Below are 22,672 nucleotides of genomic sequence, written 5' to 3'. Positions count from 1 at the left end.
CGCCGGCGGCGGGCGTCTCGTCGGCCGCGGCGTCGGCGGACGGCCCGTCGGCGGGCGCGGGCTCGTCGGTGGCCGCGGCGTGCGCGGTCGCCCCGTCCGCAGCGGCCGGGTGGCTGGCGCCGACCGCGGTGGGGCGGCGGCCGTTCATCCGCGCGGGCTCCGCGCCGGGCGCGGCCACCCGCAGCGGTACGTCGTGACGGCCGTCGCGCCGCTCCTCCGGCCCGCTCACGAGTTCTCCCGCACGGCCGACCGGACCTGTCGGATCCCGTCCAGTACGAGCTGCTCCGCGGCGGCCAGCTGGTCCCGGTGCACCACGACCCCGCCGTGGTGGGCGCGGATGAAGTCGTCGAAGGCGGCGGCCGTGGAGCGGGGCGTGAAGCCGTACTCGCGCTCCAGGCGGCTGGTGTCGACGACCCGACCGTGCACGAAGAGGTCGACCTGGTCCAGCCCGTACCGGCCGAAGCCGAGGCTACGGGCGATCGCGGCGGCGCTGGAGAGGCCGGGCTCCAGCACCGGCAGGGCGACCCGACCGGCCCGCCGGATGGCCTGGGAGAGGGAGAGCACACCGGGGCCGGCCACGTTGTAGGTGCCCTGGTGGTCCTCGACGATCGACCGGTGCAGCACCTCCAGCGCGTCGTCGAAGTGCAGGAACTGCAACCGGGGGTCGCGCCCGAAGACGGTGGGCACCACCGGCTGGGAGAAGTAGCGGGTGAGGGTGGTGTCGGCGGTCGAGCCGATGAACGGCGCGAAGCGCAGCACGGTCGTGGTGACGTCGGGCCGGCGGCGGCGGAAGCCCCGGACGTACCCCTCGATGTCCAGGATGTCGCGGCCGAACCCGCCGCGCGGCACCTCGCGCGGCTCGGTCTCCTCCGTGAAGACCGCCGGGTCCCGGAACGACGCCCCGTAGGCGGCCGTCGAGGAACGCACCACGATCTTGCGCAGGCGGGGCGCACGCTGGCAGGCGGCGAGGAGCTGCATCGTGCCGATGACGTTCTGGTCCTTCATCGCCGATCGCCCGCCGTGCTGCGGATCCGGCGAGCTGACCAGGGCCAGGTGGACCACCGCGTCGACGTCGAGGTCGCCGAGGAGCCCGCCGAGCGAGCCGGCGTCGATGCGCACGCGCTCGACCCGGTCGAGCAGATCGGTGAACTCGGCGCCGGACTCCGGCGGGTCCACGCCGATGACCCGTTCGATTCGCGGGTCGGCGGCGAGCCGGGCCGCGACGTGCGCGCCGAGGTAGCGGCCGACCCCGGTCACGACGACGACCCCCGGGGCACCTGGGGTGCCACCGGGGGTCATGTCGCACACCTTCCCCGGCAGGCCGGATCGAGCCGGAACATCCGCGGCCTGATCACCTGAGCCTCCGAGGGTCGACAGTTGGCAAGTGACGACGGGCGCCGGGTCGGGACCCGGCCCCGGTCACTTGCCGAGACGGCGACGCTGGACGCGGGTCTTGCGCAGCAGCTTGCGGTGCTTCTTCTTAGCCATGCGCTTGCGGCGCTTCTTGACCACCGAGCCCATACGACAGCCTTTCGATGCAACGTGCGGGGCGACCAGGAGACGCCACACGTGCGTGGCGTCGGCGACCGCTTGCGGACAACGGACCGGGCCAGCGGGGTATGCGTCGGGCGCACCTGCGGTCACGGTCGGGCTCCAGGGTAGCGGGAGAGCGTCAGCAGGACCAACGCGCCCCCGTTGATGCCCGTTACGTCGCACTCGGCGGGCCGTCGGGGCGAGGGTCAGGCGGTTTCCTGAAAGGCGCCCCGCAGGTACTCGTGCACCGCGTGTTCGGGTACCCGGAACGAACGGCCGACCCGGACCGCGGTGAGCTCACCGCTGTGCACCAGGCGGTAGACCGTCATCTTCGACACCCGCATCACCGTCGCCACCTCGGCGACGGTCAGGAACTTGACCTCCGACAGCCGACCGTCGGACTGCGACCCGGCCATGGCTCACCGACCAATCCCATGCCCGGCGCGTGCCACCGGACGGGTTCGTCCCGCCCGGACCGGCGACGCGCGTGTTACCAGTACGGTAGCGGGGCGGCTGTGACCGGCGCGATCCCTTCGTGCAACTGATCATAAATCGCGGCGGTGTCCACTCGACCGGTTACGTCGTCGCCGAACCGGTTGCGCCCGGCGTCCCGGCCGCCCCGAGCGGAAGGCGCCCGGTGGCTCCGGCGGCGCCACCGGAGCCACCGGGCGGGTGCCCCGGGCCGCTTCCGGACGCGGACCGGGGCTCCGCGCTGGGAGCGGGCACCAGTGTGTCAGGTCGGTCCGCGTCGCCCGACGGCGGTCGATCATGAACGCGCCGCCGGCCGCCCGTCGGCCGGGGACTCGGTCGCCTCGGGCTCACCGTCCGCGCGCCGGTCGGTCAGGCGACCACGGCGCGGACGTGCCCGACGCACTCCTCGTGCAGGGCCGACCACGCTTCCCCGAGGACCCGCTCGGCGGCCCGCTCCACCGGCAGGCGTTCGTGCACGACGGCCGCGAAGAAGGCGAGCAGCCGCTCCGGGCCGAACCGGTCGATCAGGTGCCGCACCGCCAGGTAGGAGATGCCGTAGCTGCCGCTGACCCGGTCGGCCGGGGCGTCGTCGGAGAGGCTCAGGCTGTCGAGCCGGCCGTCCCAGCCGCCGCCGAGCAGCCGCCGCACGTCGGCCAGTCCGGCGTACCGGTCGACCGGCTCCCCGTCGGCCCCCGCGTACTCGGCCAGCCCCTCGACCAGCCACCACGTGCCCTTGCCCGGGTAGCCCCGCTCGGGCAGGGAGGCCGCGTGGGTCAGCTCGTGCCGCAGCAGGTCGTCCGCCCCGCCGGCACCGAGCCCGTCCGCGTTGAGCACCACCTCGTGGTGGCCGCCGCCGACCGTGACCGCGTACCCGCCGGTCCACTCCGGCCGGCCACCGCCGTACCAGCGCCGCCACTCGTCCCGGCCGGCGTAGAAGATCCGGTACCGGTCCGGCGGCCGGCCGCCGACGGCGTACGTGTCGGCGACCCTGGCCGCCGCCTCGGCCTGGGCGAGCAGCCCGGGCAGCTTGCGGCGCAGGGCGGGAGTGGTGGCCACGAGCGTACGCGGCCCGACGGCCACGACGAGCTGGCTGACCTCCCACGGCCGGGTGCCGGTCTCGGCGGAGCGGGACGGTTCCACGGCGAGCAGCCGGGGCCGCTCCCCCTCCCGCCAACGGGTGCCGGTCAGCACCCGGCTGGTACGGCAGTCCGGCGCGACGAAGCAGTAGCGGAACTCGACCAGCAGCCGCCACTCGCCCGGCCGGCCCTCGACCGGGGTGGGCAGGCCGCTCGCGCCGGCCTGCCATGCGGCCACCCGTAGCGCGCGCAGCGCGGCGTACCGCCGACGCAGCTCCGGGTGCGCGACCGGCTCCGCGACCGCCAGGAAACCGGCGCGGTCCCCGCCCAGCAGGGCCGCGGACTGCCGCGCCAGCTCCGCGGTCATCCGCTCCCCGAGCCGGCGGGCGACGGCGGTGGCGGGATCGTCGGCCGGGACGGCGGACGATCCCGGAGCCGGCGGGGCGCCGGTGCGCACCACACCGGCCACCAGCGCCGCGGGCAGGCCGCAGACCAGTAGCAGCACGGCCGCGACCAACACCACCCCGAGCGGCCGGATCCGCCGCGACGGCCGCTCGGCGCCCACCGCCGACCCGAGCCCGACGGTCTCGGTCGACGCGACCGGAAGCGGCGCGACGACATCAGCGCGCACCCCGGGGGCAGCCGACGCGCCCGAGACTTCCGACACGGCCGGCGCGGAGGGTTCGGCCGGCGCGGTCCCGGCGGGCGCGATCTCGGCCGGCGCGGCCGGTTCGGCCGGCGCAGAAGCTTCGGGCGGCGCGATCTCGGCCGGCGCGGACGGTTCGGCCGACGCGGCCGGTTCGGCCGACGCGGGCGGCACGGGCGGTTCCGGCGCGGGCGGTTCGGCCGGCGCGGGCCGGTCCCGTCCCTCGGCCGCCCCCGTCGCGGTGGCGGGCGCGCCAGCCGTCGCCGGTCGGCCGTCCGTCCCGGGCTGCCCGTCACTCACCCGCCGAAGGGTACGACCATCCGGCCGGCGGGGCGACCACCGCCGGGCGAGCCACGCCGCCCCGCCGACGCAGCCGCCCCCGAGTCCGCGTCCCGGGCCGGACGACGCGAGGACGTAGGGGCGATCGGGTGGGGCGTGGGGCGGCTCAGGCGGGGCGTCCCGCCAGGCTCATCAGGGTTTGACCTCACCCCGACCTCAGGTCGCACGATCTCCTCGTGCCCCTCACCCGCGCCACCGCCGCGCACCTGCGTATCGCCCGGCCCAGCCGGGACCTGGCGGCCGCCGAACGCTTCTGGGTGGGCGGGCTCGGCCTCGACGTGCTGTGGCGCTCCGCCGCCGCGGCGCCGGGCGAGCACGACCTGCTCATGGTCGGCCGGCCGGGCGAGCACTGGCACCTGGAACTCGTCGGCGGCGAGGGGCTCGGCGTCGTGCCGACGCCGACCGCCGAGGACCTGCTGGTGCTCTACCTCGACGGGCCGGTCGACGACGAACTGGTCCGGGAACTGGAACGGGCCGGCGGGACGAGGGTCTCCGCCGGCCCGTACTGGGACCGCTGGGGGATCACGCTGGCCGATCCGGACGGCTACCGCCTGGTGCTGAGCACCCGGGGCTGGTCGAACGGCTGACTCAGTTCTTCGACAGCACCGCCCGGCCGAAGAACGCCAGGTTCGACGGGCGCTCGGCGAGGCGGCGCATCAGGTAGCCGTACCAGTCCTCGCCGTAGGGCAGGTAGGTGCGCACGGTGTAGCCCTCGCCGGCCAGCCGGGCCTGCTCCTCAGGGCGGATGCCGTAGAGCATCTGGAACTCGAACCGCTCGGGGCCCCGGTCGAACCAGCGGGCCCGGTCCTCGCCGATGGCGACCAGGCGGGGATCGTGGGTGGCCAGCATCGGGTAGCCGTCGCCGGACATCAGGATGTTCAGGCAGCGGACGTACGACTTGTCCACCTCGCGGGCCGACTGGTAGGCCACCGACTCCGGCTCCTTGTACGCGCCCTTGCACAGCCGCACCCGGGAACCGGCCGTGGCCAGCTCCCGGCAGTCCGACTCGGTCCGCCGAAGGTACGCCTGGAGCACCGCGCCCGTGCCCGGGTGGTCCTTGCGCAGCTTGGCGAGGATGTCCAGGGTCGAGTCGGTGGTGGTGTGGTCCTCCATGTCGAGGGTGACCGTGGTGCCCGCCTCCTCGGCGGCGACGCAGATCGCCCGCGCGTTCTCGAGGGCGAGCTGCTCGTCGAAGAGCTGCCCGAGCGCCGAGAGCTTCACGCTCACCTCGGCGGCGGGGGTCAGCCCGGCGCCGGCGAGCATCCTCAGCAGCTTGACGTACTCGTCCCGGGTGGCGGTCGCCTGCTCGGGGGTGACGGTGTCCTCGCCGAGGTTGTCGAGGGTGACCGCGAGACCGTCGTCGACGAGTTCGCGGGTCGCGCGCAACGCGTCGTCGGTCTTGGCGCCGGCCACGAACCGGCGGACGAGGTCCCGGGTGAACGGGGCCGTCGCTACGAGCCGCTCGACCTGGGGTGACCGGGAGGCGGCGAGGATGACGGAACGGAGCATGGACCGAGCGTAACGCCCGCCGGTGGGGCCGCGCCGGGCAGCGGCCGCAGCCCGGTTCCAGGTCCCAACCGCATCACAGGCGATCCCGACGGGCGGACGGCGGTGGCTCCCATCGGTTACAACGATGACGTGGAACCACGCCCCCGCCGCCGGCTCCGGTCGGCCTCCGTGCAGCTCGGCGCGCTCACCGTCCTCGCGCTCACCCTCTCCGGCTGCAACATGTCCTCGGACGACGACGATGACGACTGCGCCCTCGGCCCGGTGGGCGGCGGCGACACGGTGGCCCTGGCGCTCCGGGCGCCGCAGGTCACCGCCGGGCGCACCGCGTCGGAGCCGGCCGCCGCGGCGGTGCCCGACCGGGGCGGCTTCGGCACCCACCTCGCCTCCTGCGGCGGCTGAGGTGCGCCGGGACACCGTCACCCCCCGCCCCGACTGGGACGCCACGATCCGCTCCCAGGGCCTGGTGTACGTCGACACCGAGCTGCCCGACGGCGGCATCATGTCGTACTGGGACGAGACCGCCGCGTACGCGTTCGAGCTGGACGAGGTGCTGCGACTGGAGGAGGCGACCGAGGAGCTGCACCGGATGTCGGTGGCCGCCGCCGAGCACGTCGTCGCCCGCCACCGCTACGCCGAGTTCGGCATCCCGGCCTGGGCGGCCGAGGCCGTGGCCCGGTCGCTGCGCGAGGTGCCGCCCACCCTCTACGGGCGCTTCGACCTCGCCTACGACGGCAGCTGGCCGCCCAAGCTGCTGGAGTACAACGCCGACACCCCCACCGCGCTGGTCGAGGCGAGCATCGTCCAGTGGTACTGGCTGGAGCACACCCGGCCGGAGCTGGACCAGTGGAACAGCCTGCACGAGCGCCTCGTCGGCGCCTGGGCGAAGATCGGCGCGGGTCTGCACGACCGCCGCGTGCACGTGGTCTGGTCGAACGAGGAGGAGTCCGGCGAGGACCACATGACCGCCGGCTACCTCGCCGAGACCGCCCGCCAGGCCGGGCTGGAGGTCACGCTCCAGCCGATCCAGCAGCTCGGCTGGGACGGCCGGCGCTTCGTCGACGCGAGCGACCGGCCGGTCAGCACCTGCTTCAAGCTCTATCCGTGGGAGTGGATGCTCGCCGAGCCGTACGGGCCGCTGGCGCTGGAGCCGGGCACCCCGACGACCTGGATCGAGCCGGCCTGGAAGCTGCTGCTCTCCAACAAGGCGCTGCTCGCCGTGCTCTGGGAGCTCCATCCCGGGCACGAGCTGCTGCTGCCCGCGTACCTCGACTCGCCGCGCGGGATGACGGAGTACGTGGCCAAGCCGCTGCTCGGCCGCGAGGGCGGCTCGGTACGCATCGTCACCGGCGACACCGAGATCAGCAATCCGGGGATCTACGGCGACGAGGGCTGGTGCTACCAGGAGTTCCGGGCGCTGCCGGAGTTCGCCGGCAACCGGACGGTGCTGGGCAGCTGGATCGTCGACGGAGAGTCGGCCGGGGTGGGGGTGCGGGAGAGCGCGAGCCTCATCACCGACGGCTACGCGCGGTTCCTCCCGCACTACATCGACGCGCCACGGGTCCCCTGAGTCGTCTACCGTTGTGGGCGTGAACTTCGACGCGTACGCCCGGACCGGCGTTGACCTCGTCAACGCCCGCCTGGACGACCTCGACGACCTGCGGGCCCTCTTCCCCGAAGACAGCGCCTGGATGCACGACGAGGTGGCGGAGCGGGACCTCGCGACATTCCGGCGGGCGCAGAAGCGACTGCGCGACGTCTTCGAGTACGGCACCTCCGGACGCGACGTCCAGGCGGTGGCGGAGCTCAACGCGCTGCTGGAGGCGTTCCCGGTGCAGCCCCGCATCTCCGGGCACGACTCCAACGACTGGCACATGCACGTGACCAGCCGGGGCGCCTCGGTGAGCGCGGAGTACCTGGCCGGCGCGGCCTGGGGGCTGTCGGTCTGGCTCTGCGAGTACGGCAGCGCCCGGTTCGGCGTGTGTGCCGACGAACGCTGCGGCAACGTCTACCTGGACACGTCGTCCAACTGTTGCCGGCGGTTCTGCTCGGAGCGCTGCGCCACCCGCTCGCACGTGGCCGCCCACCGCGCCCGCAAGCGCGCGGCGATCGGCGAGCAGGCCGGCGTGACCGCCAAGGAGTCCCTCAGCACCGTCGTCTGACGCCCGGCCCGGTCGGCGCTCAGGCGTCGACCGGGGACGGGGTGCCCAGGTGCTGGCGGGCGAACTCCAGCGACGCCCGCAGGTCGGCCTCCCGCTCCGCGCGGCTCTTCGCGCCCCGCGTGGTGACCTCCACGGCGACCGAGCCGGTGAACCCGCGCCCGGCCAGCGAGGAGAGCAGCTCGCCGCAGGGCTGGGTGCCGCGCCCCGGCACCAGGTGCTCGTCGCGGCCCTCGCCGGTGCCGTCGCCGAGGTGCACGTGGGCCAGGTTCGCGCCCATCCGGTCGGCCATCGCCAGCGAGTCGGTGTGCGAGGCGGCGCAGTGCGACAGGTCGAGCGTGTAGGAGGCGTAGCCGGTCTCGGTCGGGTCCCAACCCGGGACGTACGGCACGAACTGGCGCCCCGCCATCCGGACCGGGTACATGTTCTCCACCGGGAACCGCAGCTCCGGGTACTCGGCGGCGATCGCGGCCAGGCCGTCGGCGAAGTTGCGCGCGTACTCCCGCTGCCAGGTGAACGGCGGGTGCACCACGACGGTGGGCGCCCCGAGCGTCGCCGCGAGCTCCGCGGATCTGCGCAGCCGCTCCCACGGGTCGGGACTCCACACCCGCTGGGTGACCAGCAGGCAGGGGGCGTGGACGGAGAGCACCGGCACCCCGTAGTGCTCGGCGAGGCCGCGCAGCGCGCCGGCGTCCTGGCTCACGGCGTCGGTCCAGACCATCACCTCGACGCCGTCGTAGCCCAGCGCCGCGGCCAGTTGGAACGCCGCCGCGGTCCGCTCAGGGAAGACCGAGGACGTGGACAGGAGCACCGGAACGCGGGAAGTCACGCCATCGAGCGTAGCCGGGGTCCACCGACACCTCGTGACGAGAGGCGGCAAAGCGCCCAGATCACCCCGATACCGCTACTCGCGCTCGCAGCGCCGCCTTCCGTTCGCGGCGGCGCGGCCCGCAAGCTCACTCCCCGCCCTAACAGCACTACCCTCCGTTCGCGGGTACGGGACCGGCAAGCCCACGCCTCGGGCTCACACCGGGCCGAGCTGGTCCAGCCGGCGCAGGATGACGCCCTCGCGGAGCGCCCAGGGGCAGATGTCCAGCGCTTCCACGTCCAGCCGGCGCATCACCGCCTCGGCGACGACCGCCCCGGCGAGCAGTTGGTGGGCCCGGCCGGCGCTGACCCCCTCCAGCTCGGCGAGCTGCGCCGGTGGGATGTGCCGGATGAAGCCGAGCACCTGCCGCAGCCCGGACCGGGTCAGCCGGCGGGGCGCCCAGAGCCCCGCGCCGGAGGGCGCCGCCCCGGCCAGCCGGGCCAGGGTCCGGAACGTCTTCGAGGTGGCCACCGGGCGTTCCCAGCCCACCGCGGTCAGCTGCCCGGCCACCGGTTCCACCAGGCGGTCGACGTACGCCCGCAGCTCGTCGACCGCCTCGGCCGGCGGCGGCGCCGTGCCGTCGGGGTCCACCCGGAGCCGGTCGCGGGTCAGCCGGCCGGCGCCGAGCGGCAGCGACACCGCGGCGGCCGGATACTCGTCGATTCCGGCAGCCATCTCCAGGGAGCCGCCGCCGATGTCCAGCACCAGCAGCCGCCCCGCCGACCAGCCGAACCAGCGCCGCACCGCGAGGAAGGTCAGCCGGGCCTCGTCCGCGCCGGGGAGCACCTCCAGGCGTACGCCCGCCTCGTCCCGGACCCGGGCCAACACCTCGGCGGCGTTGGTGGCGTCCCGGACGGCGGAGGTGGCGAAGGCGATCAGGTCCTCGGCGTCGAGGCCGGCGGCGGCCGCCTTGGCCATGCCGACCGCCTTGACCAGGCTGTCGGCGCCAGCCTCGGTGAGCGCGCCGTCCGGGCCGATCTGCTCGGCGAGCCGCAGCACCACCTTCTCCGAGTGCGCCGGCCAGGGGTGCGCGCCGTGGTGGGCGTCGACCACCAGCAGGTGCACCGTGTTGGAACCTACGTCGAGGACTCCCAGTCGCATGCTGAAGACACTAGGGCCAACGGGTTTGCGCGGCTCGGCGGCCCGAGCGGGGCGCCCCGCGTACGCTGGGCCGGGTGACAGGCCAGATCGAACTCCGCGTGCTGGTGGACGACCCGGCGGACCCGCGCAGTCGCGAGGTGCCCCTGGACTTCCCCCGGGAGTGGATCGAGTTCGCCGACCCGGCGGACGAGAACCACCTCATCCGGGCCGACCTGACGTGGCTGCTCTCCCGGTGGACGTGCGTCTTCGGCCGGGGCTGCCACGGCATCGTCGCCGGCCGGGCCGCCGACGGCTGCTGCTCGCACGGCGCGTTCTTCACCGACTCCGAGGACGAGCAGCGGGTCCGGGCCGCGGTCAAGCGGCTGACCCCGGCGACGTGGCAGCACTTCCGGCGCGGGTTCAAGAACTGGACCGAGAACGACACCGTCGACGGCAAGAACGCCGCCCGCCGCACCGCCACCCAGCACGCGGACGGGCCGTGCGTCTTCCTCAACGACGCCGACTTCCCGGCGGGTGCCGGCTGCGCCCTGCACGCCCAGGCGCTGCGCGACGGGGTGCACCCGCTGGAATACAAGCCGGACGTCTGCTGGCAGCTGCCGATCCGCCGCGACCAGGAGTGGGTGAAGCGGCCGGACAACACGAAGGTGCTGGTCTCCACGCTCGCCGAGTTCGACCGGCGCGGCTGGGGCGCCGGCGGGCACGACCTGGACTGGTGGTGCACCTCCTCCACGGACGCGCACGTCGGCACCGAGCCGATGTACGTCTCCTACGGTCCCGAGCTGACCGCCCTCGTCGGCGCCCCCGCGTACGCGAAGCTGGCCGAGGTCTGCGGGGCGCGCGGCCGGCAGGGCCTGGTCGCCCCGCACCCCGCCGGCGGCGCCTGACCGACCGACGTCGAGGGGCCCGCGCGGTGGCGCGGGCCCCTCGACGCGTACGCCGGTCAGGGCTCGAACTTGTAGCCCAACCCCCGCACGGTGACGATGAAGCGCGGCGCGGACGGTTCCGGCTCGACCTTGGAGCGCAGCCGCTTGACGTGCACGTCGAGGGTCTTGGTGTCGCCAACGTAGTCGGCCCCCCAGACCCGGTCGATGAGCTGCCCCCGGGTGAGCACCCGGCCGGCGTTGCGCAGCAGCAGCTCCAGCAGCTCGAACTCCTTGAGCGGAAGCTGGACGGCCGCGCCGTCGACGGTCACCACGTGCCGCTCGATGTCCATCCGGACCGGGCCGGCGGCCAGCGTCGGCCCGCCCGCCTCGGCGACCTCGGCGCTCTGCCGGCGCAGCACCGCCCGGATCCGGGCGACGAGTTCGCGCGGCGAGTACGGCTTGGTGACGTAGTCGTCGGCGCCGATCTCCAGGCCGACCACCTTGTCGATCTCGCTGTCCCGGGCGGTGACCATGATGATCGGCACGTGCGAGCGCTGGCGGAGCTGCCGGCACACCTCGGTGCCGGACATCTCGGGCAGCATCAGGTCGAGCAGCACGATGTCGGCGCCGGTCCGGTCGAACTCGGTGAGGGCGGCGGGGCCCGTCGCGGCGACGGACACCTCGAAGCCCTCCTTGCGGAGCATGTACGACAGGGCGTCGGAGAACGACTCCTCGTCCTCGACCACCAGAACGCGGCTCAAGGGGGACTTCCTTTCCTTTTGCTGTCAGGCCTGCCGGAGCTCGGCCGGACCGGCCTCGATCCCAGCGGAGGGCAGTGTCGCCAGGACCTCGTCGGGGGGACGGGTGGGAAGCCGGAGGGTGAACGTCGACCCACCACCCAGGGTGCTCGACACCTCGACCCGCCCGCCATGGTTGCCGGCGATGTGTTTGACGATGGCCAGCCCCAGGCCGGTGCCGCCGGTCGACCGGGACCGGGCCTGGTCGGCCCGGTAGAACCGCTCGAAGATCCGGTCCACGTCGGTCGGGGCGATGCCGATGCCCTGGTCGGCGACGGAGATCTCGACGTGCTCGTCGGCGGCGCGGGCGGTGATCCGGACGGTGGTCTCCTCCCCCGAGTAGTTGACCGCGTTCTCCACCAGGTTCGACACGGCCGTGGCGAGCTGGGCGCCGCTGCCGTGGACGGTCAGTCCCCGCTCGACGTCGACGGCGACGGCGATCCGGCGGGCGGCGGCGGAGGTGCGGGTCCGGTCGATCACCTCGGCGACCACCCAGTCGATCGCGACCGGCTCGGGCGGCGGCTGCGGTTCGGCGCCCTGGAGCCGGGTCAGCTCCAGCAGCTCCTGCACCAGACGGCCCAGCCGGGTCGACTCGTGCTGGATCCGCTCGGCGAACCGCCGGGCGGCGACCAGGTCCTCGGAGAGCTCGGGCGGCCCGGCTCCGGCCGGCTCCGTGGCGTCCAGGAGCGCCTCCGCGAGGAGTTGGAGGGCGCCGATCGGGGTCTTCAGCTCGTGGCTGACGTTGGCCACGAAGTCGCGGCGGACCCGGGCCAGCCGGTGCGACTCGGTGACGTCCGCCGCCTCGACGGCGATGAAGCCGGCGCCGATGCCCATGGCGCGCAGGTGCACCCCGAGCGGGTTCACCCCGGCGTTGTCGCGCCCGCGCGGCAGGTCCAGTTCGATTTCGCGCCGCACGCCGGTGCGCCGCACCTGCCCGGCGAGGGTACGGATCAGCGGGTGGGCGGCGACCGAGCCCGGGGTGGGGCCGGTGCGGAGCAGCCCCATCGCGCGGGCCGCGGGATTGACCAGGACGGGCAGGTCGTCGGGGTCGAGCACGACGACGCCGGCACGGAGCGAGTCGATCGTCCGGCGGCCGATCCCGGACTGCGGATCCTCGGCTATCGGGAGCCTCCCCCAGATGTTGGGGAAGCCGGACCGGCTCCCCGCCCGCGTGGCGCGCCGGCCCAGCGCCGGGACGAGCCGGGGCAGCAGCACCCCGGCGACCAGTCCGATCGCCAGCCCCACGGCCACCGCGACCGCCACCGCCCATTCCACCCGGCGATCGTAGGGTCATTGTTAACCTGGCAACCCCCACAAATGGGATGAATCACCTTCACTTCCGGGAAAGTTCACTCCCCCGTCCGGCGTCGTTCACCGTGGTTCACCTCCGGTCCGCCCGTCCGACCTACCGTGGGCGACGCACCTGCTCCCCGCCGGCCCCCGGGCCGGCGACCAGCGAACCTCCGACCGGCCCACGGGCCGGCGACCATCGGCCTTCCGACCGGCCCCGGGCCGGCGACATCGACCACAGGACGTGACCATGCGCGACGAGTTCCGGGCTGACCTTCAGATCGTCAGCCAACTGCTGGTGGACATGGCGGAGGGGGTCCGGGCCGCGATGCGGCAGGCCACCCGCGCCCTGCTCACCGCGGACCGCCGGGCGGCCGAGACGGTGATCGAGCGGGACGCCGAGATCGACGCGCTCTACCGGCACGTCGAGGAGCGGGTCTGCGACCTGCTCGCCCGGCAGGCCCCGGTCGCCTCCGACCTGCGTGCCATGATCACCGCGCTGCACGTCGCGGCGGACCTGGAGCGGATGGGCGACCTGGCCGACCACGTGGCGAAGACCGCCCTGCGCCGGCACCCGTCGCCCGCCGTGCCGGCGGAGCTGCGACCGATCTTCACCGACATGGCCACCATCGCCGACCGGATGGCCGTCAAGATCGCTTCTGTGCTCGCCCGGCCCGACGCCGACCTCGCCGCCGAGCTCGACCGCGACGACGACGCCATGGACGACCTGCACAAGAGCCTGTTCGGGGTGCTGCTCGGCGAGGACTGGCCGTACGGGGTGGAGACCGCCATCGACGCCACCCTGCTCGGCCGCTTCTACGAGCGCTTCGCCGACCACGCGGTCAACTCCGGCGAACACGTGGTCTACCTGATCACCGGGCAGACCGCCACCAGCGCGAGCTGAGACGCGGGCGAAGGGCCCCTCCCGACGCGATCGCCGGGAGGGGCCCTTCGCCGTACCTACGTCAGCGGCCCTGGTTGGCGACCGCGGCGGCGGCGGCCTTCGCGGCGGCCGGGTCGAGGTACGTCCCGCCCAGGGTGAGCGGGCGCAGCTGCGGGTCCAGGTCGTAGCGCAGCGGGATGCCGGTGGGGATGTTCAGCTTGGCGATCGCGGAGTCGGAGACCTGGTCCAGGTGCTTGACCAGGGCCCGCAGCGAGTTGCCGTGCGCGGCGACCAGCACCGTCCGGCCGGCCAGGATGTCGGGCACGACAGAGTCGTACCAGTACGGCAGCATCCGCTCGACGACGTCCTTGAGGCACTCGGTGCGCGGCATCAGCTCGCTCGGCAGCAGCGCGTAGCGCGGGTCGCCCACCTGCGAGAACTCGTCGTCGGCGGCGATCGGCGGCGGGGGCGTGTCGTACGAGCGGCGCCAGAGCATGAACTGCTCCTCGCCGTACTCCTCCAGGGTCTGCTTCTTGTTCTTGCCCTGGAGGGCGCCGTAGTGCCGCTCGTTGAGCCGCCACGACCGGCGCACCGCGATCCAGTGCCGGTCGGCGGCGTTGAGCGCCAGCTCGGCGGTGCGGATCGCGCGGCGCATCACGCTGGTGTGCACCACGTCGGGCAGCAGGCCGTGCTCGCGCAGCAGCTCGCCGCCGCGGCGCGCCTCGTTCTCGCCCTTCTCGGTCAGGTCGACGTCCACCCAGCCGGTGAAGAGGTTCTTGGCGTTCCAGTCGCTCTCGCCGTGCCGCAGCAGGACCAGCGTCCCGACGGTGGGCCCCTCGCTAGCAGTCATGCCGATCATCCTGCCGCACGCCGTCGGGCGACGCGCGGGCGGCGGTCGTGACGACCACCACGTGGAAAATGCGCTGCCCGAAGAATCCGCCTACCACTAGGTTGTAAGGCGCGATAGTCACAATGGTCATTACGAGGCGGGGGCGCCGGCGTGCGGACGATGCGGGGTTGGTTCCGGGACACCACCGGCGGCCTGCCGGCCACCTTCTGGTACCTGTGGACCGGCACGCTGATCAACCGGCTGGGCTCGTTCGTGCTGGTCTTCCTGGCCATCTACCTGACCCAGGAGCGCGGCTTCTCCGCCTCGCAGGCGGGGTTGGTGCTCGGCCTCTGGGGCGTGGGCGGCGCGGTCGGCACCACCGTCGGCGGCACGCTCAGCGACCGCTGGGGCCGACGGCCGACCCTGCTCACGGCGCACCTCGGCGCGGCCACCATGATGCTCGCCCTCGGCTTCGCCCGGGAGCTGTGGGCGGTGGCGCTCGGCGCCCTGCTGCTCGGCATGTTCGCCGAGGCGTCGCGTCCCGCGTTCGGGGCGATGATGATCGACGTGGTGCCGGAGAAGGACCGGCTGAAGGCCTTCTCGCTGAACTACTGGGCGATCAACCTCGGCTTCGCCAGCGCCGCGATCCTGGCCGGCCTCGCGGCCGAGGCCGGCTACCTGCTGCTCTTCGTGGTCGACGCGACGACCACCGTGATCACCGCACTGGTCATCTTCACCAAGGTCGGCGAGACCCGGCGGGCCCCCGCCGGCGGCGGCCCGCGCAAGGGGCCGGGCGCCCCCGTCGGGGCACTGCGCACCATCCTCCGCGACCGGGTCTTCCTCGGCTTCGTGACGCTCAACCTCTTCGCCGCGCTGGTCTTCCTCCAGCACATCTCGATGCTGCCGATCGCGATGGGCGACTCGGGCCTGAGCCCCGCCACCTACGGTTCCGTGATCGCGCTCAACGGGGTGCTGATCGTGGTCGGCCAGCTCTTCGTACCCCGGCTGATCAGGGGCCGCAGCCGGTCGCACGTGCTCGCCCTGGCCTCGGTGGTGATGGGCGTCGGCTTCGGGCTCACGGCGTTCGCCGAGGCCGCCTGGTTCTACGGCCTGACCGTGCTGATCTGGACGGTCGGCGAGATGCTCAACTCGCCCTCCAACGCCACCCTGATCGCGGAGCTCTCCCCCGCCGAGCTGCGCGGCCGCTACCAGGGTGCCTTCTCGCTCTCCTGGCAGGTGGCCGGCGCCGTCGCACCGGTCCTCGGCGGCCTGGTCCGTGAGCAGGTCGGCAACGCCTCGCTCTGGTTCGGCTGCGCCGTGATCGGCGGCCTGATGGCGCTCGCCCACCTCATCTCCGGCCCGGCCCGGGAGCGGCGCGCCACCGCCCTGCGCCCGGCCGCCGCTGCCGTGGTGCCGGTGGTGGCGATCCGGCCGCCCGCGCCGGCGGCGGCCGAGGCGGCGGCGACGGCCCCCGCCGAGCCCCCGCGGCCGAAGTCGGGCACCGACCCGCGGCGGACGGCGGAGCCGACCGGCACGCGGTGACCAGCGACACGCTGGCGTACGGGCCACCGGCTTCCTACCGTCTGGGTCGGCTCTGTCAGCAAACCTAACTGTTCGGGAGGACGGGTGCGGGCCCTGCGCCGCTGGCTGGACGACACCGCGGGCGGTCTTCCCGCCACCTTCTGGTACCTCTGGGCCGGGCTGCTGATCAACCGGGCCGGCGCCTTCGCGATGCTCTTCCTCTCGCTCTACCTGACCGAGGCGCGGGGCGCGAGCGAGGCGCTCACCGGGACGGTGGTCGGGGCGTACGGGCTGGGCGGGGCGGCCGGGGTGCTGCTCGGCGGGGTGCTCGCCGACCGGTGGGGCCGGCGGGCCACGCTGCTCGCCGCGCACCTGGGCACCGCCGGACTGATGGTCGCGCTGGCCTTCAGCCGGCACCTGGCGGTCATCGCGGTGCTCTCCGCCCTGGTCGGGGTGGTGCACTCGATGCCCAGCCCCGCCTTCGTGGCGGCGATCGTCGACGTGGTGCCCGAGGAGCGCCGCTCCCGGGCCTTCAACCTCCAGTTCTGGGCGTTCAACCTGGGCATGGCGGCGGCCTCGCTCCTGGCCGGCCTGCTGGCCGAGGCGAGCTTCGTCGCGCTCTTCCTGGTCGACGCCGCCGCCACGTTGGCCGCCGCCGCCGTGATCGGCTGGAAGGTCCCCGAGACCCTTCCCCTCGCCCGGGCCCGCCGCTCCGCGCCCGCGCCGCACGCCACGGCGGCCCCGGCCCCGGGCGCGCACCATGATGCCGGATCGGCGGGGCGGGCCGGGCGCGCGGGGCGGCAGCGGCGGCCCGGGCTGCACACCGCCCTGACCGACCGCGTCTTCCTCACCTTCGTGGGCCTGACCCTCGTGCTGGCCGTGCTGACCATGCAGACCTCCACGATCATGCCCCTGGCGATGCGCTCGGACGGCCTGCGCCCGTCGGCGTACGGCGCCGTGGTGGCGCTCGGCGGGGTGCTGATCGTGCTCGGGCAGCTCTTCGTGCCCCGGCTGATCGAGCGGCACCGCAAGGACCGCGTCCTGGCCGTCTCCACCGCGCTGCTGGCGCTCGGCTTCGCCGCCCTGGCGTTCGCCGACGACCTGGCGGTCTACCTGGCCGCGGCGGTGGTCTGGACCGTCGGGCAGATGCTCGCCGCGCCGCCCAACGCGCAGATCAACGCCGACCTGGCCCCGCCGGAGCTGCGGGCCCGCTACCAGTCGGTGTTCTACCTGGCGTTCCCGGCGGCGTCGTTCGTGGCACCCACCCTCGGCGGGGTGAGCCTGCAGTACCTCGGCGACCGGCACTGGCTGATCGTCGGGGCGCTGGGGCTGCTGGCCGCCGGCTGCCACCTGCTGGCCGGGCCGCCCCGCGACCGCCGGGTCGCCGCCCTCCGCCGGGTCGCCGCCCCGGCGCACCGTCCCGCTCCGGCCCGCACCCGCTGAGGGGTCTTCCCGGCCGCCCACAACGCCGAGGCGCGGTCGGGAGGCGCCCGCGGCCGCGCCTGGCCGCGAGCGGTGGGCCGGTGGGCGACGGACCGGGGGCGACGGGCCGTGGGGTGGGCGATGTGGCGGTGGGCCGGACGGCAGAACGCCCACCGCGACTCGTGATCGCGATGGGCGTCCGCACCGTATGACCGGCGGCGGCGGGCGATGCCCACCCCCGTAGGCGCCGTCCGCTCACGCCGCCGGTCCAAACAGGTGACCACCGTCCCCCAACGGTGTTGTGCCACCCGTCCCCCGCGCCTCGCCCGGTGCACGGATCTGATCGATCCTCCGCTCCCCCGAACGGTTCCGAGCGTGGCGCAGTGCAATAAAGCTAGTTCGCCCGGGATTCCGGAGACAACCTGGATGGGCTGTCTCCCTGGTCACAGGCCCGGCGTCGCACCGGGACGCCGCGGCCTCGGGTCTCGGTCATGGCCAACTGCGCGTACCCGCCGGCCATTCCCCCAAACACGTCAGCCGTCCTCACGATCGGGCGATTCCGTACGGAAGAAGTTGCTCGGGCGGCCGTTGCGGAGCTGCTCCTGGTAGATCAGGTTCAGCCGCCGCTCGTCGAAGGTCCGGAACCACTCGTCCCACGTGATCTCACGTACCCGGCTGCTCTCCCGGTAACCCGGCATGTTGAAGGTGAGCACGCCGGCCCGCCCCTCCCGCTCGGTCCCCGCGATCGTCGCCGGCCTGGCGTCGCGCTCCTCGGCCCAGCGGCGGATCACGTCGTGGTTGGTGGTCACCAGGCTGCGTCCGGGGCGCTCCGGGCGGTCTGCGACGGAGGAGATGACCTGCGAGGAACGCACCGACCGCGAGCTGCTCCGACCGGTCCGGACCCCGGTGGCCGTACCGCCGCCCGGCGTGCCCGCCGAGGCGCGGGCCGGCGAGGCGGCCTTCCTGGCCGGGGCCGCCTTCGCGGCTGGTGCCCGCTTCGTGGCGGCCTTCTTCGCCGGGGCGCTCCTCCGCGCCGGGGCCGCCCTGTTCGCGGCGGCCTTCGTCCCCGCCGCCTTCTTCGCGGCCGTCTTCCTCGCCGGGGCGGTCTTGTTCGCCGGGGCCGCCTTCTTCGCCGGGGCCGCCTTGCCCGGCGCCGTCTTCTTCGTGGCGGCGGCCCGCCCGGCCGACGCCCGGGTCCCCGTCGCCCGGCCGGCGGGCCCGGTGCTGCGGCGCGCGGCCCCACCCGAGGGGCGCTCCGCCCGCAGGGTCTTCACCAGCGTCTTCACCAGTTCGGGCTTGCGCAGGGCGGAGATGCCGGAGACCCCGCGCTTGCGGAGCTGCCCCCGGATCTCGTCCACCCGCATCCGGGAGATCTCGGACTCGGAGATCGTCGGGGTGTTCGGGGTCTGGTTGCCCGCCTGCCGTTTCGTCCTGGTCGCGGTCCCGCCGCGACCTGGGCTATTCCGCTGAGCCATGGGACGCTCACGCTCCTCGACAGTTGCTCCTCGGCGCGCGGCGGGTCCCAGTGCCGCACCGCGCGGTGCGGCATACCCGTCAGGACCGGTCCGAACCTCCGAGCGGGGCACCCGTGCCCGGGGCGTCGGATTCCGGTCCCCCGCCGGCGGGGGACGGCTCGAAGAGGTGCGCGAACGCCGCCAGGTTGGCGGTGGACTCGCCCCGCTTGACCCGCCACTCCCACTCGCGGCGGATCGAGCTGCCGAAGCCGATCTCCAGCATGGTGTCGAAGGACTCGTCGGCGTAGGTCAGCACCGCGCCCAGCAGTCGGTCCAGCTCGTCGACGTCGATCCCGGCGGGGTTGACCCGGCCGGTCAGGTAGACGTCGCCGACCGCGTCGATCGAGAAGGACACCCCGTACATGCGGGCGTTGCGCTGCAACAGCCAGGCCCAGAGCTCCTCGCGCCGCTCGTCCGGCTGGCGCATCACGAACGCCTCGACCCGCAGCGCGTGCTCGCCGACGATCAGGTTGCAGATCGTCTTCAGCTTGTGGGTGCCCGGCAACGTGACCGCGTACGAGCCCGGGCCGGTCGACTCCCAGGCCAGCTCCCGCTCGTCGCAGACCGACTCGATCAGGGCCGCAAGATCACTCTTCCCGCTCATCGGATCCACTCTACGGCCGCCGCCGTGCCGGCACCGGGTGACGGCCCGGCGGCACGGACCGTCACCAGGAGCAGGACATCGCCGGGCCGCCGGCCAGCTCGGAGGTGAGCCGGGCCCGGTGCGCGGCGATCGCCTCGCCGTAGACGGCGAGCAGCCCCGAGGCGGTGCGGTGCCAGGAGAAGTCGCGGGCGTGCCGCGCCGCGCCGCGGGCCAGTTCGGCCCGGCGGGCCCGGTCCGGCAGCAGGCGTACGAGCGTACGGGCCCAGTCGGCCGGGTCGTGCCCGTCGATCAGCACGCCACTGGTCTGGTCGCGCACGGCGGTCACCAGGCCGCCGACGGCGGCGGCCACCACCGGCGTACCGCAGGCCTGCGCCTCCAGCGCGACCAGCCCGAAGGACTCGTTGTACGACGGCACCGCGACCAGATCCGCCGCCCGGTACAGGGCCGGCAGGTCGTCACCGGTCTGCGGTGGCAGGAAGCAGACCCGGTCGGCGACGCCGAGCGAGGCGGCCAGCTCCATCAGGGCGGTCGGCCGGTCCAGCCCGCTGCCGCTGGGGCCGCCGCAGATCACCACGGTCACCTCGTCGGCGAGCACCGGATCGCGCTCGCGCAGCGCCGCCACCGCGCGGACGAGCACGTCCGGAGCCTTCAGCGGCTGGATGCGGCCGACGAAGGCCACCACGTACCCGGTGGCGGGCAGGCCCAGCCGGTGGCGGGCGGCGGCCGCGACGCGCTCGCGCTCGCCCGGCGCCGGGCGGAACCGGTCCAGGTCGACGCCGGGCTCGACCACCGTGACCCGGGTCGGGTCGGCCGCGTACCGGTCGATCAGGTCCCGCGCCTCGACCGCCGTGTTCGCCACCAGCCGGTCGGCCTCGGCGACCACCTGTTCCTCGCCGATGACGCGGGCCTTCGGCTCGGGCCGGTCCCCGGCGGCGAGCTGGGCGTTCTTGACCTTCGCGAGGGTGTGCGCGGTGTGCACCAGCGGCACCCCCCAGCGCTCCTTGGCCAGCCAGCCGACCTGCCCGGAGAGCCAGTAGTGGGAGTGGATCAGGTCGTAGTGGCCGGGCGGGCGGGACGCCTCGGCGCGGAGCACGCCGGCGGTGAAGGCGCAGAGCTGCCCCGGCAGCTCCTCCTTGGTGAGCCCCTCCAGGGGCCCGGCGGGGACGTGCCGGACGTGCACGCCGGGGGCCGTCTCGACCACCGGGGGCAGGTCGCCGGAGGTGGCCCGGGTGAAGATCTCCACCTCGACGCCCGCATCGGCCAGCCGGCGGGCGACCTCCAGGATGTAGACGTTCATCCCCCCGGCGTCGCCGGTGCCCGGCTGGTGCAGGGGTGAGGTGTGCACCGAGAGCGTCGCGATCCGCCGGGGGCGGGGCCACGGACGCGCACCGCGCTGCCGACCCACACCGGTGTGCAACTCCGCCACGTCCGCTCCCTTGGTCACGGTGAATGCCGTCGGCACGCCCGGCGCTATTCGGACAACGTCATCGGCCGGTGTCATCTTCCCCATCGGGCACCGGTAATGCGCCGGGGCGTTCCCCGGGCGTGACGGACCTCATCACCACGCCGCCCGTACCCGGCCCGGCCGCCCGGGGGAGAATGAGCGGATGACCTCTGTCGCCGTCGTCACCGGAGCGTCCAGCGGGATCGGGGCGGCCACCGCCCGCCGGCTCGCCGCCGAGGGTTTCCACGTGCTCGCCGCCGCGCGGCGTACCGAACGGTTGGCCGCCCTGGTGGCCGAGATCGAGGAGGCGGGGGGCGCGGCCACCGCCGTGGCCTGCGACGTCACCTCCGCCGAGTCGGTGGCCGGGCTGGCCGAGGCGGCGGCCCGGGCCCCGGGGCCGGTCACCCTGCTGGTCAACAACGCCGGCGGCGCGCGCGGCCTGGACCCGGTCGAGTCCGGCTCCGTCGGCGACTGGCAGTGGATGTACGACGTCAACGTGCTCGGCACGCTGCGCGTCACCCAGGCGCTGCTGCCGGCGCTGGAGGCCTCCGGGGCCGGCACCATCGTGGTGGTCTCCTCGACCGCCGGCTCCATCGTGTACGAGGGCGGGGGCGGCTACGCCGCCGCCAAGCACGCGCAGACGGCGGTCGCCGGCACGCTGCGGCTGGAACTCTGCGGCCGGCCGGTCCGCGTGGTCGAGATCGACCCCGGCATGGTGAAGACCGACGAGTTCGCGCTGGTGCGCTTCGACGGTGACGCCGACCGGGCGGCGGCGGTCTACGCCGGAGTCGCCGAGCCGCTGGTCGCCGAGGACGTCGCCGACTGCGTCGCCTGGTGCGCGACCCGCCCGCAGCACGTCAACGTGGACCGTCTCGTCGTGCGCCCGCTGGCCCAGGCCGCCCAGCACAAGGTGCACCGGGTCGGCTGAGCCGCCGGGAGGGTCGCGGACGATGGCGGGCACGGCGCGGCACCGGCCGCTGGGCGTGGTCACCCGGGGCACGACGAACCCCAACCGGCTCCGCCGGGTGGACAACTGGATCGTCGAGACCTGCGGCGAGGCGCTGCGCGAGGCGGCCGACCCGCTGGTGGTCGACCTCGGCTACGGCGCCAGCCCCGTCACCGCCGTCGAGCTGCGCGCCCGGCTCGCCGCCGCGGTCCGCCCCGACGTGCGCCTGGTCGGGCTGGAGATCGACCCCGTACGCGTCGCCGCCGCCCAGCCGGCCGCCGACCCGCCCCGGCTCGCCTTCGCGCGGGGCGGGTTCGAGCTGGCCGGGCTACGTCCCGCCCTGGTCCGGGCGTTCAACGTCCTGCGCCAGTACGACGAACGCGAGGTCGCGGACGCCTGGCGCACGATGACCGCCGCGCTGGCCCCGGGCGGGCTGCTGGTCGAGGGCACCAGCGACGAGCCGGGGCGGCTCGCGTGCTGGCTGCTGCTCGACGCCCACGGCCCCCGTACGCTGACCCTGGCCGCGAAGCTCACCACCCTGGGCACCCCGGCGGAGCTGGCCGAACGGCTACCCAAGGCGCTCATCCACCGCAACGTCCCCGGCGAGCGGGTCCACAACCTGATCCGGGCGCTAGACGACGCCTGGCACGCCGCCGCCGGCTACGCCCCGTTCGGCCCCCGCCAACGCTGGCTGCGGGCCGTGTCCGCCCTCCGCGAGGCGGGCTGGCCGGTCCTCGACGGCCCCCGCCGCTGGCGCCACGGCGAAGTCACCCTCCCCCCGCCCCCCCTCCCCCCCGCGCCCCCCCCCCCCCCCCCCCCCCCCCCCCCCCCCCCCCCCCCCCCCCCCCCCCCCCCCCCCC

At 74.6% G+C, this 22,672-nt stretch carries 23 protein-coding genes and 2 pseudogenes; 10 read left to right on the top strand and 15 right to left on the bottom strand.

From position 1 onward, the window contains the following. From V6V16_RS25795 to V6V16_RS25775, 6 genes and pseudogenes are all read right to left on the bottom strand, one after another. Positions 1 to 229: pseudogene (locus V6V16_RS25795) on the bottom strand (glycerol acyltransferase); the annotation flags it as partial. Further along, positions 226 to 1,299, bottom strand: a complete 1,074-nt coding sequence (locus tag V6V16_RS25790; protein WP_334566141.1) for an NAD-dependent epimerase/dehydratase family protein — start codon at positions 1,297 to 1,299, stop codon at positions 226 to 228. The pseudogene V6V16_RS25795 and the gene V6V16_RS25790, both read right to left, overlap by 4 nt. 120 nt (positions 1,300 to 1,419) lie before the next feature. Continuing rightward, positions 1,420 to 1,521, bottom strand: coding sequence for a 30S ribosomal protein bS22 (locus V6V16_RS25785; protein WP_007465623.1), 102 nt, complete (start codon positions 1,519 to 1,521; stop codon positions 1,420 to 1,422). A 218-nt stretch (positions 1,522 to 1,739) separates the two neighbouring features. Continuing rightward, on the bottom strand, positions 1,740 to 1,949 hold the full coding sequence (locus V6V16_RS25780) for a helix-turn-helix domain-containing protein (protein WP_007465625.1): 210 nt from the start codon (positions 1,947 to 1,949) through the stop codon (positions 1,740 to 1,742). 160 nt (positions 1,950 to 2,109) lie between these two features. Then, positions 2,110 to 2,304: pseudogene (locus V6V16_RS27960) on the bottom strand (hypothetical protein); the annotation flags it as partial. A gap of 69 nt (positions 2,305 to 2,373) precedes the next feature. Continuing rightward, on the bottom strand, positions 2,374 to 3,711 hold the full coding sequence (locus V6V16_RS25775; protein ID WP_334566139.1) for a hypothetical protein: 1,338 nt from the start codon (positions 3,709 to 3,711) through the stop codon (positions 2,374 to 2,376). A 530-nt stretch (positions 3,712 to 4,241) separates the two neighbouring features. Between V6V16_RS25775 and V6V16_RS25770 the strand changes: the two genes are divergently transcribed. Beyond that, positions 4,242 to 4,652: a VOC family protein gene (locus V6V16_RS25770; protein ID WP_334566137.1), complete on the top strand. Its 411-nt coding sequence runs from the start codon at positions 4,242 to 4,244 to the stop codon at positions 4,650 to 4,652. 1 nt (position 4,653) lies between these two features. On the opposite strand, the gene V6V16_RS25765 is transcribed toward V6V16_RS25770, so the two are convergent. Continuing rightward, positions 4,654 to 5,574, bottom strand: a complete 921-nt coding sequence (locus V6V16_RS25765; protein ID WP_334566135.1) for a proline dehydrogenase family protein — start codon at positions 5,572 to 5,574, stop codon at positions 4,654 to 4,656. Between the two features lie 129 nt (positions 5,575 to 5,703). On the opposite strand from V6V16_RS25765, the gene V6V16_RS25760 reads away from it, so the two are divergent. The 3 genes from V6V16_RS25760 to V6V16_RS25750 are packed head-to-tail and all read left to right on the top strand — an operon-like array spanning position 5,704 to position 7,733. Beyond that, a complete protein-coding gene (locus tag V6V16_RS25760) occupies positions 5,704 to 5,973 on the top strand; it encodes a hypothetical protein (protein WP_334566133.1) in 270 nt (89 codons plus the stop codon). Between the two features lies 1 nt (position 5,974). After that, positions 5,975 to 7,141, top strand: a complete 1,167-nt coding sequence (locus tag V6V16_RS25755) for a glutathionylspermidine synthase family protein (RefSeq protein ID WP_334566132.1) — start codon at positions 5,975 to 5,977, stop codon at positions 7,139 to 7,141. A gap of 19 nt (positions 7,142 to 7,160) precedes the next feature. Then, on the top strand, positions 7,161 to 7,733 hold the full coding sequence (locus V6V16_RS25750) for a CGNR zinc finger domain-containing protein (RefSeq protein WP_334566130.1): 573 nt from the start codon (positions 7,161 to 7,163) through the stop codon (positions 7,731 to 7,733). A 19-nt stretch (positions 7,734 to 7,752) separates the two neighbouring features. Here the strand turns inward: V6V16_RS25750 and V6V16_RS25745 are convergent, their stop codons facing one another. After that, positions 7,753 to 8,559, bottom strand: a complete 807-nt coding sequence (locus tag V6V16_RS25745; protein WP_334566128.1) for a sugar phosphate isomerase/epimerase family protein — start codon at positions 8,557 to 8,559, stop codon at positions 7,753 to 7,755. Positions 8,560 to 8,754: 195 nt separating this feature from the next. Then, positions 8,755 to 9,699: a Ppx/GppA phosphatase family protein gene (locus tag V6V16_RS25740; RefSeq protein WP_334566125.1), complete on the bottom strand. Its 945-nt coding sequence runs from the start codon at positions 9,697 to 9,699 to the stop codon at positions 8,755 to 8,757. Between the two features lie 74 nt (positions 9,700 to 9,773). On the opposite strand from V6V16_RS25740, the gene V6V16_RS25735 reads away from it, so the two are divergent. Beyond that, positions 9,774 to 10,583 (top strand): hypothetical protein, encoded by an 810-nt coding sequence (locus tag V6V16_RS25735; RefSeq protein ID WP_334566123.1) that lies wholly within the window; start codon positions 9,774 to 9,776, stop codon positions 10,581 to 10,583. A gap of 56 nt (positions 10,584 to 10,639) precedes the next feature. On the opposite strand, the gene V6V16_RS25730 is transcribed toward V6V16_RS25735, so the two are convergent. After that, entirely contained in the window at positions 10,640 to 11,323 is a 684-nt protein-coding gene (locus V6V16_RS25730) for a response regulator transcription factor (RefSeq protein ID WP_334566121.1), read from the bottom strand. Positions 11,324 to 11,347: 24 nt separating this feature from the next. Continuing rightward, positions 11,348 to 12,634: a sensor histidine kinase gene (locus V6V16_RS25725; protein WP_334566120.1), complete on the bottom strand. Its 1,287-nt coding sequence runs from the start codon at positions 12,632 to 12,634 to the stop codon at positions 11,348 to 11,350. Positions 12,635 to 12,899: 265 nt separating this feature from the next. Here V6V16_RS25725 and phoU point away from each other — a divergent pair, with 265 nt between their 5' ends. Further along, positions 12,900 to 13,553 carry a phosphate signaling complex protein PhoU gene (gene phoU / locus V6V16_RS25720; RefSeq protein WP_334566118.1) on the top strand — a complete coding sequence of 218 codons (654 nt, stop codon included), beginning with the start codon at positions 12,900 to 12,902 and terminating at the stop codon, positions 13,551 to 13,553. Positions 13,554 to 13,614: 61 nt separating this feature from the next. Here the strand turns inward: phoU and V6V16_RS25715 are convergent, their stop codons facing one another. Next, positions 13,615 to 14,382: a phosphoglyceromutase gene (locus tag V6V16_RS25715; RefSeq protein WP_334566115.1), complete on the bottom strand. Its 768-nt coding sequence runs from the start codon at positions 14,380 to 14,382 to the stop codon at positions 13,615 to 13,617. A gap of 150 nt (positions 14,383 to 14,532) precedes the next feature. Here V6V16_RS25715 and V6V16_RS25710 point away from each other — a divergent pair, with 150 nt between their 5' ends. Beyond that, a complete protein-coding gene (locus V6V16_RS25710) occupies positions 14,533 to 15,903 on the top strand; it encodes an MDR family MFS transporter (protein ID WP_334566112.1) in 1,371 nt (456 codons plus the stop codon). Between the two features lie 84 nt (positions 15,904 to 15,987). After that, positions 15,988 to 17,325 carry an MFS transporter gene (locus tag V6V16_RS25705; RefSeq protein WP_334566109.1) on the top strand — a complete coding sequence of 446 codons (1,338 nt, stop codon included), beginning with the start codon at positions 15,988 to 15,990 and terminating at the stop codon, positions 17,323 to 17,325. A 512-nt stretch (positions 17,326 to 17,837) separates the two neighbouring features. On the opposite strand, the gene V6V16_RS25700 is transcribed toward V6V16_RS25705, so the two are convergent. From V6V16_RS25700 to mshA, 3 genes are all read right to left on the bottom strand, one after another. Beyond that, complete coding sequence (locus V6V16_RS25700) at positions 17,838 to 18,668, bottom strand: hypothetical protein (RefSeq protein WP_442934155.1); 831 nt, start codon at positions 18,666 to 18,668, stop codon at positions 17,838 to 17,840. Between the two features lie 190 nt (positions 18,669 to 18,858). Further along, a complete protein-coding gene (locus V6V16_RS25695; protein WP_334566105.1) occupies positions 18,859 to 19,422 on the bottom strand; it encodes a YbjN domain-containing protein in 564 nt (187 codons plus the stop codon). Positions 19,423 to 19,483: 61 nt separating this feature from the next. Continuing rightward, positions 19,484 to 20,848, bottom strand: coding sequence for a D-inositol-3-phosphate glycosyltransferase (mshA, locus tag V6V16_RS25690; RefSeq protein ID WP_334566103.1), 1,365 nt, complete (start codon positions 20,846 to 20,848; stop codon positions 19,484 to 19,486). 181 nt (positions 20,849 to 21,029) lie between these two features. On the opposite strand from mshA, the gene V6V16_RS25685 reads away from it, so the two are divergent. Both V6V16_RS25685 and V6V16_RS25680 read left to right on the top strand, forming a co-directional pair. After that, positions 21,030 to 21,794, top strand: a complete 765-nt coding sequence (locus tag V6V16_RS25685) for an SDR family oxidoreductase (protein ID WP_334566102.1) — start codon at positions 21,030 to 21,032, stop codon at positions 21,792 to 21,794. A gap of 22 nt (positions 21,795 to 21,816) precedes the next feature. Continuing rightward, positions 21,817 to 22,672 (top strand): hypothetical protein (locus V6V16_RS25680; RefSeq protein WP_334566101.1); only part of this gene is annotated, 856 nt, incomplete at its 3' end.

The organism is Micromonospora sp. CPCC 205561, from assembly GCF_036906775.1.
Taxonomy (GTDB): Bacteria; Actinomycetota; Actinomycetes; order Mycobacteriales; family Micromonosporaceae; genus Micromonospora.
The sequence above is the reverse complement of the archived record's forward strand: the minus strand, read 5'-3'. Positions and strand labels throughout refer to the sequence as shown.

Excerpts from the sequence above, each read along its gene's own strand:
- V6V16_RS25700 (WP_442934155.1), bottom strand. The coding sequence starts at position 18,668 with ATGCGGGTGGACGAGATCCGGGGGCAGCTCCGCAAGCGCGGGGTCTCC.
- V6V16_RS25780 (WP_007465625.1), bottom strand. The coding sequence starts at position 1,949 with ATGGCCGGGTCGCAGTCCGACGGTCGGCTGTCGGAGGTCAAGTTCCTG.
- V6V16_RS25765 (WP_334566135.1), bottom strand. The coding sequence starts at position 5,574 with ATGCTCCGTTCCGTCATCCTCGCCGCCTCCCGGTCACCCCAGGTCGAG.
- V6V16_RS25695 (WP_334566105.1), bottom strand. The coding sequence starts at position 19,422 with ATGAGCGGGAAGAGTGATCTTGCGGCCCTGATCGAGTCGGTCTGCGAC.
- V6V16_RS25685 (WP_334566102.1), top strand. The coding sequence starts at position 21,030 with ATGACCTCTGTCGCCGTCGTCACCGGAGCGTCCAGCGGGATCGGGGCG.
- V6V16_RS25740 (WP_334566125.1), bottom strand. The coding sequence starts at position 9,699 with ATGCGACTGGGAGTCCTCGACGTAGGTTCCAACACGGTGCACCTGCTG.
- V6V16_RS25715 (WP_334566115.1), bottom strand. The coding sequence starts at position 14,382 with ATGACTGCTAGCGAGGGGCCCACCGTCGGGACGCTGGTCCTGCTGCGG.
- V6V16_RS25790 (WP_334566141.1), bottom strand. The coding sequence starts at position 1,299 with ATGACCCCCGGTGGCACCCCAGGTGCCCCGGGGGTCGTCGTCGTGACC.
- phoU (WP_334566118.1), top strand. The coding sequence starts at position 12,900 with ATGCGCGACGAGTTCCGGGCTGACCTTCAGATCGTCAGCCAACTGCTG.
- V6V16_RS25785 (WP_007465623.1), bottom strand. The coding sequence starts at position 1,521 with ATGGGCTCGGTGGTCAAGAAGCGCCGCAAGCGCATGGCTAAGAAGAAG.